Annotated in this window: 13 protein-coding genes; 10 read left to right on the top strand and 3 right to left on the bottom strand. The window is 58.4% G+C overall.

What is annotated here, in order from left to right:
• Positions 1 to 360: 360 nt before the first annotated feature.
• The gene (locus NE851_RS13330) at positions 361 to 1,695 is read left to right on the top strand and encodes an O-antigen ligase family protein (protein ID WP_047613565.1); all 1,335 of its coding nucleotides are present in this window, start codon (positions 361 to 363) and stop codon (positions 1,693 to 1,695) included.
• 50 nt (positions 1,696 to 1,745) lie between these two features.
• Here the strand turns inward: NE851_RS13330 and NE851_RS13325 are convergent, their stop codons facing one another.
• Positions 1,746 to 2,891 carry a right-handed parallel beta-helix repeat-containing protein gene (locus tag NE851_RS13325; protein WP_183908884.1) on the bottom strand — a complete coding sequence of 382 codons (1,146 nt, stop codon included), beginning with the start codon at positions 2,889 to 2,891 and terminating at the stop codon, positions 1,746 to 1,748.
• Positions 2,892 to 3,487: 596 nt separating this feature from the next.
• On the opposite strand from NE851_RS13325, the gene NE851_RS13320 reads away from it, so the two are divergent.
• A complete protein-coding gene (locus tag NE851_RS13320) occupies positions 3,488 to 5,332 on the top strand; it encodes an acyltransferase family protein (RefSeq protein WP_028755595.1) in 1,845 nt (614 codons plus the stop codon).
• Positions 5,333 to 5,433: 101 nt separating this feature from the next.
• On the opposite strand, the gene NE851_RS13315 is transcribed toward NE851_RS13320, so the two are convergent.
• Positions 5,434 to 6,084: an esterase/lipase family protein gene (locus tag NE851_RS13315; protein WP_183904552.1), complete on the bottom strand. Its 651-nt coding sequence runs from the start codon at positions 6,082 to 6,084 to the stop codon at positions 5,434 to 5,436.
• Positions 6,085 to 6,280: 196 nt separating this feature from the next.
• Positions 6,281 to 6,976 (bottom strand): alpha/beta hydrolase, encoded by a 696-nt coding sequence (locus NE851_RS13310; protein ID WP_183908768.1) that lies wholly within the window; start codon positions 6,974 to 6,976, stop codon positions 6,281 to 6,283.
• Between the two features lie 584 nt (positions 6,977 to 7,560).
• Here NE851_RS13310 and NE851_RS13305 point away from each other — a divergent pair.
• From NE851_RS13305 to NE851_RS13270, 8 genes are all read left to right on the top strand, one after another.
• The gene (locus NE851_RS13305; protein ID WP_003521909.1) at positions 7,561 to 8,043 is read left to right on the top strand and encodes an MSMEG_0572/Sll0783 family nitrogen starvation response protein; all 483 of its coding nucleotides are present in this window, start codon (positions 7,561 to 7,563) and stop codon (positions 8,041 to 8,043) included.
• Positions 8,044 to 8,117: 74 nt separating this feature from the next.
• Positions 8,118 to 9,164 (top strand): Nit6803 family nitrilase, encoded by a 1,047-nt coding sequence (locus NE851_RS13300; RefSeq protein ID WP_097544526.1) that lies wholly within the window; start codon positions 8,118 to 8,120, stop codon positions 9,162 to 9,164.
• On the top strand, positions 9,091 to 10,209 hold the full coding sequence (locus NE851_RS13295; RefSeq protein WP_097544525.1) for an MSMEG_0568 family radical SAM protein: 1,119 nt from the start codon (positions 9,091 to 9,093) through the stop codon (positions 10,207 to 10,209). The genes NE851_RS13300 and NE851_RS13295 overlap by 74 nt, the downstream gene beginning before the upstream one ends.
• On the top strand, positions 10,206 to 10,748 hold the full coding sequence (locus tag NE851_RS13290) for an MSMEG_0567/Sll0786 family nitrogen starvation N-acetyltransferase (RefSeq protein WP_097596001.1): 543 nt from the start codon (positions 10,206 to 10,208) through the stop codon (positions 10,746 to 10,748). The genes NE851_RS13295 and NE851_RS13290 overlap by 4 nt, the downstream gene beginning before the upstream one ends.
• 2 nt (positions 10,749 to 10,750) lie before the next feature.
• The gene (locus NE851_RS13285; protein WP_183908882.1) at positions 10,751 to 11,725 is read left to right on the top strand and encodes a sll0787 family AIR synthase-like protein; all 975 of its coding nucleotides are present in this window, start codon (positions 10,751 to 10,753) and stop codon (positions 11,723 to 11,725) included.
• Positions 11,722 to 12,891: an MSMEG_0565 family glycosyltransferase gene (locus NE851_RS13280; protein ID WP_028757315.1), complete on the top strand. Its 1,170-nt coding sequence runs from the start codon at positions 11,722 to 11,724 to the stop codon at positions 12,889 to 12,891. The genes NE851_RS13285 and NE851_RS13280 overlap by 4 nt, the downstream gene beginning before the upstream one ends.
• Complete coding sequence (locus tag NE851_RS13275; protein ID WP_028757314.1) at positions 12,884 to 13,171, top strand: MSMEG_0570 family nitrogen starvation response protein; 288 nt, start codon at positions 12,884 to 12,886, stop codon at positions 13,169 to 13,171. The genes NE851_RS13280 and NE851_RS13275 overlap by 8 nt, the downstream gene beginning before the upstream one ends.
• Positions 13,172 to 13,182: 11 nt before the next feature.
• Positions 13,183 to 14,457, top strand: a complete 1,275-nt coding sequence (locus tag NE851_RS13270) for an MSMEG_0569 family flavin-dependent oxidoreductase (RefSeq protein ID WP_183908766.1) — start codon at positions 13,183 to 13,185, stop codon at positions 14,455 to 14,457.
• Positions 14,458 to 14,459: the final 2 nt, after the last annotated feature.

Genomic DNA, 14,459 nt, shown 5'->3' with positions numbered 1-14,459 from the left:
GGTGGCTCGAACCAGTTGGGCGCGACATATTGGAAGGTTTAGCAAACTGGATTCGAGGAATGATATGGCTTAAAGTGGCGCCACATGGCGGGTTAAAGCAGGAACTGCAGCAATAACTCGTTGGTCTGGCTCATGAATTTCGCGCCAACCATATACTGCAGGAAGAGCGACGTGTCGGCTGTTTTGGATTGTGGGAGTGGTCAACCGATCGAAATCTATCGATTTGTGATGGGTCGTAGACAGAAACCAGTGTCGATGATTTCAATGTCGCATACAGAGTCCAGCAGAGGTAAATTGTAATTTTGGCTCAGTCCTATTTCGAATAGGAACATCCCCGAACATGAGATAGAAGAGCTCTTAATGGCGATACAAGACGCGTCTATAGCACGAGACTATTATCAAGGCAGCCACCGTCGGCGGACTGCTTCCAGATGGCGCGTCAGACGGGACGTGCTGGCGAAGCTGGTGCTTACTGTCGCATTTTACGCCGCACTTTGGCGGGCGACCGGCATGTGGTACGGACTGCCGGCAAATTTCGATGACGGCGCGTCGGTAGACCCGCTTCCGATGAAGCTGATGCTTTACAGCCTTATCCCGTTGTCCGGTTTGTATTTTCTGTTGGAACAACGGCAATTCATACGGACCTTTTCAAGAATTTCGCCCCTCATCGGGGTCGTTGCCATTTCCTGTCTGACATCAATCGTGTTCTCGATTGACAGAGGGGCGTCTTTAAAGGGATTGGCCGCCGTCATTGTTCTTGCGCTCCCGCCGCTGCTTTATCGCGCGCGGTATGGCAACGTGGAAGCGTTTCGCATCCTGGGGCGTTTTGCGATCGCGGCCGCATTTATCAATGTTCTCTATACTGCCGCTTTCCCGCAATTTGCCATCATGCGTGGCAGCTATGCCGGCATGGTAAAGGGGGCGTTTTACCACAAGAATACGTTGGGACAATTTTGCTCGGTCAGCTTTGTGTGTCTGTTGTCGACGCAGAAGCTAGGCCGACTTCGTTACAGCACGCTTGTACGGTGGGCTGCGATGCTTTGCCTCCTCGCTTTGATTGTAGCGACAAAGTCGTCGACCGCGGTTGTATTGACGATGTTCGGCAGTGTCATGCTGTATGCGATCCGGATTATCCACGTCTATCCAAATCGCCTTTTTCGCTCATTTGTCGTCGCTCTGCTGTTTCTTCTGGTGGGTTTTGCCGCCAGTTTCATTTATTTGGGTGTGGCCTCTGCCGTTGCTGAAGCTTTCGGCAAAGACCTTACTTTCTCGGGGCGCACCAACATCTGGGAACAGCTGTTTCCGCTGATATGGGATAGGCCTTTAACCGGCTATGGCTTTGCGATGTTCCGTCAGCCTGATGTCATGGAGGAATACGTCAAGGTGACGTTCGACGCGCGGTCGACGCACAACACCTATCTCGAACTTGCCCTCAATATCGGCATTCCCGGTATAGGCGCATGGGTCTTGTTTTTGGTGACTCGTCTGTTCCGAAAGATGACAATCGTCGAAGCCGATCAAGAGCGATCGGGCGCCAGACGGAAGGAGATCGTGATTATCATCCTGATCATGCTTGGCTCCATGACAGAGGCAGGGATGATGCTCGCACCTTTTATTCTCTGGCCACACACTGTGATTGCACTCTCCGAGCTGCGTCCGAGGCTGTTGGCAAACCGGAGACCGCGTGAGGCTTGAGACACGGAGGCTTCACGGGGGCTCCGCTCCGCCTGGTCTCAGTGTGGCGATTAAGTCGAGAGATAGCGCTTCTGCCAAGGCAGCATGTTTTCTTGCCATGCGCGCGGCGTGAAATCGTCATAGGCCGTCTCGGCAATCGCCAACATCCAATTCTGCCTCTTGCGGGCCAGCAAGACGCATGACAATTCCATGCCAGGCTCGATCGCAATGGAGGGCCGGTTGGCGCCTGATATATCGATCCCCTTGTTCCGCCACTGGATGCGGATTTCGTCGGGCTCGGATGTCCATTCGCCGGAGGAAACGGAAGCCTTTCCGTCCGGCTTGATGCGAAGCGGCGGCGGCGTGACGTTCAGAAAGCTGCCGTCGTTGAGATAGTTGCCTTCGACTTCCCCTGCGGTCGCTTTGCCGTTTCCTTTCAGAAAGATGTCCTGCTTGCACCGCAAGAATATGTTGCGTCGAAAACTTCCAGACCACGGCCGATTGGCGAAAAACCCGATCTCACAGTCGCTGATCACGTTATCGTGGATATTCATGTCCTTGCGAAATGCCAGGCTCTGGTCCGAGTAACCGCTCAAACTCACGCCACGATTGCTGTTCTCGATCCGGTTGTCATAAACATGGTGGCCAGCATGGTCGACTTGATCGCCAACCCCATACCCGAAGGAATAATCATTCATCTTGCCGTCACGCATGACGTTACTGCGCACGACGGCATCGTCGCCGATCGATGAAAAGGAGAAATTCTTCCCCCCGATGAAATTGTATTCAACATGGTATTGTCGCGTTCTGCCGCAAACCAGCGCCCCCTTGTTGGATGTGCTGGTCGGCGACTGAAGAAAAAGGTTGCCCCGAACCACCACATTGGAGCTCACATTGCGGTCGTCGTTTTCGTAGGCGAATTGGCAGCAATCCGCTCCCTCGCCGGGCGCCGGGCCGACGCGGTTGTTCTCCAGCAACACGTCCGACGTCATTGTAAGGTAAATGCCGTCGCCCTTCACATTCTCGGTCTCACAGCGCCGTATGACGAGATTCTTGCCATTGTGAAATTTGAAGCCGCGGGGAGAATTCTTGACGACAACGTCTTCGACCACCGTATCGGAAAACACCTGATAGGCGACGCCGATGTCCGGAGCGCCGTCGATGACCTGTCCCCGTGTGGATGCACCGTGAATTTTCTTTCGCAAGATGGCGGGCATCGGATCTCCATTCGATACGGTTACAGCTCGTAATAATGAGGGGTCGTGTGGCGGATGTTTGAATATCTGGAAATTATCTTGACCTGAACGACCGCTGAGAAATCCATGTAAATTGACCCCTGACGTCCCGGCCACATGGGCTGAAACTGTGTCTGGCCAGTTGCGTGCTCTGCGCTGGGATCGCCGTCCGGCACTCTGTTGGTCACACGTTCGCCCAATTTGGCCTGCAAGCCATCCTGGCAATGCCGCGCTGCGTTCCAGCAGTCAATGTTAAATCGCCCGTCAGTCTTATGGCCTGAGTTGTGGAACCGTTGAAAGGCAGCTGTAAAATGTGCCCTTTAGTTGAATCACCGTCGAAATGAGAAGCGGATGGACATCGCTCTCGTTCTCGCCGGCTTCATCGGACGAATGGTAAAATAAGCAATAACCCTAAAACACCCGATGAACCTTGCGGCCCCTCCGCTGCTCTTCAGGTCGTCTCTCGCTGTGGACAGAAGCCCGTCTAAGGCGAGTAGTTTTCATTTCACCCTGATGCTGGTTGCATATTGACCGGTCTCACGGTACGAAATCCTGGGAGGCCAAATATCGAGGCCCAAATGATTACGCATCGTCAAGATATCGACGGCCTGCGTGCCGTAGCCGTAATTTTTGTGATTCTTTATCACTGTGGATTTGACCGCATTCTCCCCGGTGGATTTATCGGGGTGGACATTTTTTTCGTGATCTCGGGCTACCTGATTACCAAAATCATTCTTGCTGACGTTGGGGATGGCCGATTCTCGATTGGCAACTTTTATAGTCGCCGCGCAAAACGAATTCTTCCCGCTGTCGTGGTCATGTATGCCGTTGTGATGGCGGCTTCTTATTTTACGATGCTGCCCGACGAAAGCTTGCGGGTCTTTAAGTCTGTCACTTCCTCAGCGCTTTTTGCCTCAAATGCTTATTTCTATTTTACAACTGGATATTTCGATGATTCCTCGGAATTCAATCCAGTCCTGCACACATGGTCGTTGTCGGTCGAAGAGCAGTTCTACGTCTTTTTTCCCCTGATCGTCATGCTGGCAAGCCGATATGGGCGCAGGGCAACCGGGATGGCCATAGCCGGGCTTTTTGCGGTCAGTATCATTGCTTCCATTATCACTGTTCCAATCAACCGCTCCGCAGCCTTTTATCTTGTACAGTATCGCGCCTGGGAACTGCTCGTCGGCGCTCTCATCGCAGGACCGGCACTGCCGAAATTCGCTGATGCGCGGATCAACGATGTGCTTTCGGCAATCGGTGCTTTGCTCATCTGTCTCAGCGCATTGCTGCTGTCGAAGACGTCCGAGTTTCCCGGATTGACGGCGTTGCCCGCGACCGCAGGCACGGCGCTGATCATCTGGACCGGCCCAGGCACACTTGTCAGCAAGCTACTCTCATTGAGGGTCGCCACTGCCATAGGCTTGATCTCATACTCCCTCTATCTGTGGCATTGGCCGATTTGGGTGTTTTCGAACCAGTACGGGGCATGGGAGCATGGCTGGCAATTGGTGCCGATCGCTTTGAGTCTCGTCGTCGCATATGTTTCGTGGCGATTTGTCGAAACGCCGTTCCGAACAATGAGATACCGACCTGCCGTGTCGGTAGCCGCCGGGGCTGCTTCAATCGCATCGGTAGCAATGCTGGCATTTGTCGGGCAACTCGCGGCCGATCAAATGAAAGAGGACAACACGGCCGTTGAACGGGTGGCGGAATTTGCTGACTACGACCCTTCGAAGGCCTTTCGCAGTGGACAATGCTTCCTCACGTCAAACGACGGCATCGAAAAATATGATCGTGATGCCTGCCTGGCGCTATCAGACAATCAGCAAAACATAGCGCTTGTCGGTGATAGTCACGCCGCTCATCTATATCCCGGACTAAGGGCGCTTTCGGGGGCCAATGTCATTCAAGCGAACGCATCAGGATGTCGTCCCACTCTCGACGCCGAAGGCGAAGAACGCTGCATCGAACTCATGAACTACATGTTCAAGGATTTCTTGCCGAGCCATAAAGTCGATGTTCTCGTATTGGCTGGACGCTGGACAAAAGATGACGCGAAACTCATCAGGAAGACGGTGGATTACCTATCACCGTTTGCCAAAAAGATCGTCGTCTTCGGACCAGTGGCAGAGTATAAATCATCCCTGCCGCGGTTGCTCGCACACAGTCTCTACGACAAGCAACCATTTAAAGCCGCCGATCATCTGGTGCCTCGACAACACATCGGTCTGGACATTCAAGACGCGTTGGCCGGAAGCGGGGCAACATACATCTCTACCTATAAGACGATGTGCAACCCAGATTGTGTGGTGTGGACAAAAAGCGGAGACCCAGTCCAATTCGACTATGGGCACTTCACCGCCGACGGCTCCCGCATTCTGATTTCAAGAGTTAAGCAGGCCCTCGTCGTTCAGCGATAAGCGCATGCCCATCATCGCGCTTTTTGTTGAACTTATCCTTCGATAGCGGTGCAGCAGGGATTAAGGCGAGGGCATGTGCGGATGTTTGAATATTCGGACATTCAGATTGTAAAACGCCCATCTTTCAGAAACGACAGGGTTTGGCGCCACATCGTCCTGTTGACGGGTAGGAAAGTGTGGTTGGCGGGAATGACGATATGCGCCGCCGCGCCGTCGAGACGTGTGCTCTCCACCGAAACCTTTCCATCATTCGGAACCCCGAGGCCGATGACAAGGGAAGAGACCGGGTCAATGGTCCGATTGCCGGCGATGATGCCAAGTTCGTAATCGACCGTGCCGAACAGCTTCGCCATTGCGGTCTGATCGGTAATCAGCTGCTGGCCTGCCGGTCCATAGACCTTCCTGTATAAGGACCAGCCCTTGAGGAAATCGGCGATCTGGCTGCCGTTGTTCGGCGTTCCGACCATGACCACTCTACCGAGGTTGGCTGGGCGATAACGCGTGAGAAACGCCCGGATGATCAGCCCGCCCATCGAATAACCGACGAAATGGAGACGGCCGTCTCCTGCCGCCGTCGCAGCGCCGTCGATCTCCGGTCGAACGATGTCGATGAGGTCACTGATCGAAAACCTGGTGGAGGGGTAACCGACATTCACAACCCGATAACCGTGGCCGGACAGGAAGCCGGCGAGCTTCTCCATGCTCTTCTTCGTCCGAGCAATGCCGTGAAAAAGAATGACTGTGTCGTTCATCATCTGTCCGCTCAACGCGCCGCTATCGATCAAGCCCCTATCCTGTAGCGTGCAAGCGTGAAGCTTGTCGATTGATGCCGGAGGGTTTCGTCGTGCCGTGCGCCTTCTCCAACGCCGGAGCATGGAGGGCGGAAGCGATCAAGCAGATGATCGAGCGGGGGCGCTTATTCTCACGCCCCCACAAGCATCTTTGTTCTTACTTCGAGATGGCTACCACTGCCTCATCGATCAAGGCTGCGACCTCCAGAGGCTTTGAATGCGGCAAGGCATGACTTGCCTCCAAGGTCACGACTTTCCGAGCATTGAGACGAGTCGACATTGCTGCCTGGTTTCCAGGAGCAATCATTCTGTCTTCGCTTGCTATTTGATACCAGGACGGCTTCTTCCTCCAGGCTGGAGCGGTGATGACGTCGCCAAAGGTGCCTGCAAGCGGCGCTTTTTGGGTGGCCGCCAAAACGAAAGCATCTTCGAGGGATATATCCTGGCAGAAGCTTTCGTGAAATTTGTCGGCCTTGAGCCATAGGTAGCTGTCGCTGTCCGGCTCGATATTGGCCATTGCCGCAGGCGGATGCCGTTGCGTGATAGCGCCTGGACTTTCACCTTCGTCGGGAGCGAATGCGGCGATATAGACAAGCCCCGCGACATTCGGTTGATCTCCCGCTTCGGTGATGACCGCGCCACCGTAGGAATGACCGACGAGCAGAACCGGTCCTTTCTGCTGGGCCACCATCTTGCGTGTCCGTTCAGCGTCCTCAGCAAGCGACGTCAACGGCAGTTCGACGGCGCGAACGGATTGATAACCCCTCCGCGCCAGTTCGAGTATGACCTTGCCCCAATGTGCGGCTCCACCCCAAAAGCCATGCACCAGAATGATCGTAGGTTTATTACTCATAGTTTTCTCCTATTTCGTGGAAAGAGCGACGCGGCCTGATCGGCGACAACGGAATCCGAGCATCTTTTTCGCCTCCTTCCTCCACCGTCGACGGAGTTGGCGACTTATTCCGCTGACCAACGAGCGGCCCTATATATACATCCAAGTGCTCTAATTGATTGCATTCAATATAGCTAAGCCGTTCCGATTGATGCGATAAGGCATCTTGACGCAGACCTCCCTCGGAAGCGAGCCGCTTCCGTTGCCAGGCGCTGCCAGCACCAGAAGGCGGGTGCGAGTCTGAGCACCCATCCCAAAAGCCCGGCGTAAACGGGTTGCCGGGGCTGACGCCACAAGTATTATGCTCCCTCATGCTGATTGACGCGCAATTGAATGCATCTGTTTTGAGCTTTCGTGCATTCGATTTTTGCACTCGATCGCCTATAAAATCGGCTTTAAAACTCTCTCCTTCAAAATTGATAGCATAATTGAATGTATTATTTGTCAATTTGATTGCTATTTATGCATAATCAATCTGGCATGTGGCTTGCAATTGGATGGATGCTCCCCGGATGGGGATCGGATTTCAAACCAAGGAGCCATCCATGCCCGCAGTGACCAAGCCCGCCAATCAAAAAGGCGACTTTCTTGTCAATTACGAGGAAAAGGTTTTTGAGGACGTACAGGCCGGCGAAGGGGAAAAAGCCCTCGTCACCTTCCATACCGTGGCGTTCGAAGGATCGATCGGATTCGTCAACCTGCTGCAGGCGACGCGCCTGAAGCGGAAGGGGTTCGAGACCTCGGTCCTTCTCTACGGCCCGGGCGTCACGCTCGGCGTCCAGCGCGGTTTTCCGACGCTCGGCGCGGAGGCCTTTCCCGGCCATCTGAATTTCAACAACCAGATCGTCAAGTTCATGGAAGAAGGTGGCAAGGTCTATGCGTGCCGTTTTGCCCTTCAGGCGCTTTACGGCCATGGCGAAGGCGCATTGATCCCCGGCATCACGCCGATCAGTCCGCTCGACGTTCTCGACTTGATCCTGATCCATCGCCGCGACGGCGCCTTCATCCTCGACACCTGGACGCTCTGAGCAGCAACCGCCCCAAAGAATAGGGGCGGAGTCCTGGCGCTCCGCCTCCCCGCCCGTCAATCGAGGATTTCGTCATGGAGAAAAAAATGAGCGTCCGGGTTGCCGCCGCGCAGATCGCGCCGGATCTGACCTCGCGCGAGAAAACCTTGGCCCGCGTGCTGGATGCAATTCGTGAAGCCGCGACCAAAGCCGCCGAGCTGATCGTCTTTCCCGAAACCTTCGTCCCCTGGTACCCCTATTTTTCTTTCGTGCTGCCTCCCGTTCTCTCCGGCAAGGAGCATGTGCGACTTTACGAGGAAGCCGTCACGGTGCCGAGTGCCGCCACCGATGCCGTCTCGGCAGCCGCCCGCGAGCATGGCATCGTCGTAGCGCTTGGAGTCAACGAGCGCGACCACGGATCGCTCTATAATGCCCAGCTGCTGTTTGATGCCGATGGCACACTCCTCCTCAAGCGTCGCAAGATCACCCCGACTTTTCACGAGCGGATGATCTGGGGCCAGGGCGACGCCTCCGGCCTGAAGGTGGTCGACAGCGCCGTCGGACGCCTTGGCGCGCTGGCCTGCTGGGAGCACTACAACCCTCTGGCCCGCTACGCCCTGATGGCGCAGCACGAGGACATCCATATCGCCCAGTTTCCGGGCTCGATGGTCGGGCCGATTTTTGCCGACCAGATGGAAGTCACCATCCGCCACCACGCGCTGGAAAGCGGCTGCTTCGTGGTCAATGCCACGGGCTGGCTGACCGACGAGCAGATCGCTTCCATTGCTCCCGACGCGGGCCTGCAGAAGGCCCTGCGCGGCGGCTGCATGACTGCAATCATCTCGCCCGAAGGCAAACACGTCGTGCCGCCGCTGACGGAAGGCGAAGGCATCCTGATCGCCGATCTCGACATGAGCCTGATCGTGAAGCGCAAGCGGATGATGGATTCGGTCGGCCATTATGCCCGGCCCGAGCTGCTGCATCTTGTCATGGACGGCCGCGCCACCGCGCCGATGGTCACCACCACCCAGCCATCCCTCCCAACAGCCGAAGCAAGGACCCTTTCCGATGGAGAATACGACACATCTGCCGACCGAGATTCTGATCAACGAATTGCAGTCCTACGGAGCCCGGCTCGTTGACCCCAAGGCCGGACATGAAAGCCGCCGCGGTGGTGCCGGACCTTCCGACCACAAGGCGCTGACCATTGACGGCATGACGGTGATGGTGCCGGTTCACACCGCACCTGCATTCGAGAGTCCCTATCTGGTGGAAAAGCCGGATGATATGGGCCGCAGCCGTATCAGCCGGGATGGCAGGGTGCTGGGTGAGGTTTCCTTTCCCTTGCGCCCACGCTTCTACGAGCGCTCGACCGCCGACGGCATTCCCTATTCGCAGATCGCGGTTCTGCACGGCAAGGACGTGCTCGCCACGACCGTGCTACAGACCTGCATCCGCTATCAGAGCCGCAGCAAGACCTGTCAGTTCTGCGCCATCGGCCAATCGCTGGCAGCCGGCCGCACCATCGCCCACAAGACGCCGGAGCAGCTCGCGGAAGTCGCCAAGGCCGCCGTCGAACTGGACGGCGTCAAACATATGGTGATGACCACCGGCACGCCGAAGGGCGACGACCGCGGCGCTGCGATCCTCGCCGACAGCGCCCGCGCCATCAAGGCGGCCGTCGATATTCCCATCCAGGCGCAATGCGAGCCGCCGGAGGACGATATCTGGTTCACCCGCATGAAGGAGGCCGGCGTCGATGCCCTCGGGATGCATCTGGAGGCCGTGACGCCGGAGGTCCGTGCCCGCATCATGCCGGGCAAGGCGCAGGTCTCGATCGCCAAATACATGGCCTCGTTCAGGGCCGCGGTGGAGGTCTTCGGGCGCGGCCAGGTCTCGACCTATATCCTGGCGGGGCTCGGCGACAGCCGTGAGGCCATTCTGGATATCTGCGAAAAGCTGGTTGCGCTTGGCGTCTATCCCTTCGTCGTGCCCTTCGTGCCGATTTCCGGCACGCCGCTCGAAAGCCACCCGGCGCCCAGGCCTGACTTCATGCACTCGATCCTCGGCCCCTTGTCCAGGATGCTGGTCGACAGCGGCTTGAAGGCCGTCGACATCAAGGCCGGCTGCGGCAAATGCGGCGCCTGCTCTGCCCTTTCCACCTATGAAAGGATGCTCACCAAATGATGCTCGAAGCCTTTGCTCCCTATCGCTCGAGCGAATTCCAGGTGAAATTCGCGACCTCCGCCTGGGAGCGCAGCCAGGCGCATGCGCTGCGCCGTGCCGTCTTCTGCGAGGAACAGCGGATCTTCGAAAGCGATGACCGCGACGCGATCGACGATTACGCCATCCCGATCGTGGCTCTCTCCATGCTGGGCATTGCCGCCGACCAGCTGGTCGGAACGGTGCGCATCCATCAGGCCGAACCCGGCATCTGGTGGGGATCAAGACTGGCGGTCCATCCGGATTTTCGCAAGATCGGCGCCTTGGGGGCGACGCTGATCAAGCTCGCCGTGTCCTCCGCCAATGCGATCGGATGCCACACGTTCCTCGCCAATGTGCAGGTTCAGAACGGCCTGCTGTTTCGGAGGCTGCACTGGGATGTCATGGAGGAGTTCGAGGTCTATGGCAAGCCGCATCTCAGGATGAAGGCCGACCTTGCCTATTATCCGCCTTGCGTCACACCCGAGGCAGGCTTCACCGCCCTTTCCAGAAAGGCGGCGTGAAGATGGTCGCGATCGACATCAAGGCCCTGGCGGCCAAACTCTCGACGAGCGGCGGCATCGCCGCCAAGCAGGATATCGGCACGATCGCCGCAAGGCTCGGCCTGCAGGGGCAGCAGATTGCCGTCGGCGACGATTGCGCCGCGCTGCCCGAGGGCGACGGTCATCTGCTTTTTGCCATCGAAGGGTTCATGAACGAGTTCGTCGCCGCCGACCCCTGGTTTGCCGGCTGGTGCGGCGTCATGGTCAATATCTCCGACGTCGTTGCCATGGGCGGCCGGCCGATCGCCGTGGTTGATGCCGTCTGGGCCGATGGCGAAGCTGGCGCGACACTCGTTCTGGATGGCATGCGGGCGGCATCCAGCGCCTTTGGCGTGCCGATCGTCGGCGGCCACACCAATATCCGCACCGAACGCGGCCAATTGTCGGTCGCCATTCTCGGTCGCGCCAAGACACTGCTGACGAGCTTCGATGCAAGGCCGGGCGATGTGCTGGTTGCGGCGATCGACCATCGCGGCCGTTACCGCGAACCCTTCAACAACTGGGAGGCCGCCACCGATGCCGCGCCGGCGCGCCTGCGCGGCGACCTCGAGCTGCTGCCCGAGATCGCCGAGGCGGGGCTCGCGCTGTCTGCGAAGGATATCAGCCAGGGCGGCATCATCGGCACCGCCATCATGCTGGCCGAATGTTCGCATGTCGGCATCGATATCGACGTCGCCGCCATTCCTTTGCCGGCCGGTGTCGCCCTCGATCGCTGGCTCGTCACCTTTCCGAGCTTCGGCTACCTGCTCGCCGTCGCGCCGGAACATGCGGCCGATGTCGTCACCCGCTTCACCGCACGTGGCATCAGCGCCGCGGTCATCGGCGCGGTCGTGGCCGGTGCCGAGGTCGCACTGGTCGATGGCGAGAGCCGCGCAGTGGTGCGCAATCATGCCGAGACACCGCTGCTGCAGCTCGGTCGACAGGATGCCGCCGCATGAACCTTCCGTCGCACCGAACCTTGCGCATTGCGATGCTGACCCATTCCACCAACCCGCGTGGCGGCGTGGTTCATGCCATGCAGCTTTCGGAAGCGCTGACCTCGCTTGGTCATGAGGTGGTCCTGCATGCGCCCGATGCCAAGGGGGCGGGCTTTTTTCGTCAGCCCTCCTGCGGCACCGCCTGCATTGCCGCGGCGCCGGCATCCCCGAACATGACGGAAATGGTCGAGCAGCGGATCGCCGATTATGTCGGCTATTTCCGGAAAACCGGAGCCAATGGCTTCGACCTGTTCCACGCCCATGACGGCATTTCCGGCAATGCGCTGGCGACCCTCAAGCTGGAGGGCCTGATCCCGAGTTTTGCCCGCACCGTCCACCACATCGACCAGTTCGCCGATCCGCGCCTGATGGCTCTGCAGGATCGCGCGATCGATGTGGCCGATATCTTCTTCGCCGTCAGCCGCCTCTGGCGAGACAAGCTCAGAGAGGATCGCGGCATCGAGGCGACAATAGTCGGCAATGGCGTCGATACCAACCGCTTCTCGCCTGCCTGGAACGGCGAGCAGGTCGCTCTGCGCGACAGGCTGCAGCTCGGAAGCGGGCCGATCTTCCTCAGTGTCGGCGGCATCGAGGCGCGAAAGAACACCCTCGGCATTCTCGAAGCCTTTCGTCAGGTCCGCGCCATCCGGCCGGATGCCCAGCTTGTCATTGCCGGCGGCGCCTCTCTCCTGGACCATGGCGACTATCAGGAGGAGTTCCGTTCTCACCTCGCCTGCCTCGGTCGGGACGCAGCAGCTGTGCATATCACCGGTGCGATCGCGGATGCCGACATGCCGAGCCTCTACCGGTTGGCGGATGCGCTGGTGTTCCCCTCGCTCAAAGAGGGCTTCGGCCTCGTCGTTCTGGAAGCCATGGCCAGCGGTATTCCGGTCGTGACATCCTCGATTGCGCCCTTCACCGAATATCTGGGTCCCGGCGATGCGATCTGGTGCGATCCGCATCATCCGGTCTCCATTGCCGAAGGCATGGCGCTGGCGCTGGTCGCACCGATCCGCGAGCAGATCATCCCCCGTGGTCTCGAGGTTGCCGCCCGCCATGGCTGGCACCAAACAGCAACAGCCCATCTTGCCCGCTATCACACGCTGCTGGAGGCCGACCATGCCTGAAATGCGGTTCGTCATTGCCTGGCCGGATGGCCGCAAGGAGACCTGTTACTCGCCCTCCCTGGTGATCAAGGACTATTTCGCCGAAGGCCAAAACTATCCGCTGGCCGACTTTCTCGATCGCAGCCGCACGGCACTGACCATCGCCAGCGACAGGGTCAAGGCGAAATACGGCTATCCCTGCGCGTTGGCGCTCGGCCAGCTGTCGCGCATCGAACAGGCCGCCACTCCCTATCTCACCGACGCAGAGGCCGAAGTCCGCTGCGAAAGCTTCATCCTTTGAAAGGACCCACCATGACCACACCATCCCTCAAGAGCCATTACAGCGCGGTTGTCATCGGCGGCGGCCAGGCCGGGCTCTCGGCCTCTCACTATCTGAAGAGGCACGGCATTGATCACGTGGTTTTCGAGAAGAAGACCGTTGCGCATAAATGGAAGAACGAACGCTGGGACGCCTTCTGCCTGGTGACGCCGAACTGGCAATGCCAGCTTCCGGACCATCCCTATGACGGCACGGATCCGCACGGTTTTATGGTCAAGGACGAGATACTCGCCTATGTCGATCGCTTCGTGAAGAAGGTCGAGGCGCCGGTCTTCGAGCAAACCAGCGTGACGTCGCTCGAAAATCATGGCGGCCTCTTCCGGCTCGAGACCTCAGCTGGCGCGGTGACAGCCGATGCCGTGGTGATCGCCACCAGCCTCTATGCAGATCCGGCCATTCCGCGTGCGGCCGAGCGCCTGCCGGAGGACATCATGCAGATCCACACCGCCGCCTACCGCAATGCCGACCAACTGCCGGAGGGCGGCGTCATCGTGGTCGGCTCCGGCCAGTCCGGCTGCCAGATTGCCGAGGATCTGTATCTTGCCGGCCGCAAGGTGCATCTCGTCACCGGCAACGCGCCGCGTTGCGCCCGTTTCTATCGCGGTCGCGATGTGGTCGACTGGCTTTCCGATATCGGCCAGTACGACATCACCGTCGAACATGATGGCATGACGAAGAAGAAGCACGATACCAACCATTACCTGACAGGACGCGACGGCGGACGCGATATCGATCTGCGCAAGTTCGCGCTGGAGGGCATGGCGCTTTATGGCCGCATGTCCGGCGTCGCCGCCGGCCGGATGCTGTTCGAGCCGAACCTGAAGGCCAATCTCGACGGCGCCGACCGTGTCTATAACGGCATCAATGCCCTGATTGACCGGCATATCGCCGAAAAAGGCATCGAGGCTCCGGCTGGATCCCCCTATGTCCCTGTCTGGGAGCCTGAGGCGGAGATTGTCGAACTCGATCTGAAGGCGGAGGGAATCACCTCGGTCATCTGGGCCACGGGGTTCAGTCCGGATTGGTCCTTCGTCGGCCTGCCGATTTTCGACGGCAACGCCTACCCCGTTCATCGCCGCGGCGTTACCGTCGTCGATGGCGTCTACGTGCTCGGACTTCCCTGGCTCTGGACCTGGGGTTCAGGGCGGTTCCTCGGCGTCGGAAGGGATGCCGAACATGTGGTCGGGCATCTCGCAGCTCGGCTTTCGGCACAGGCATCCTCTCTCAAGCAAGCGGTCAGCGCCTGATG

This window comes from Rhizobium anhuiense bv. trifolii (assembly GCF_024346605.1).
GTDB lineage: Bacteria > Pseudomonadota > Alphaproteobacteria > Rhizobiales > Rhizobiaceae > Rhizobium > Rhizobium anhuiense.
This window is presented reverse-complemented; position numbering and strand designations above follow the sequence as displayed.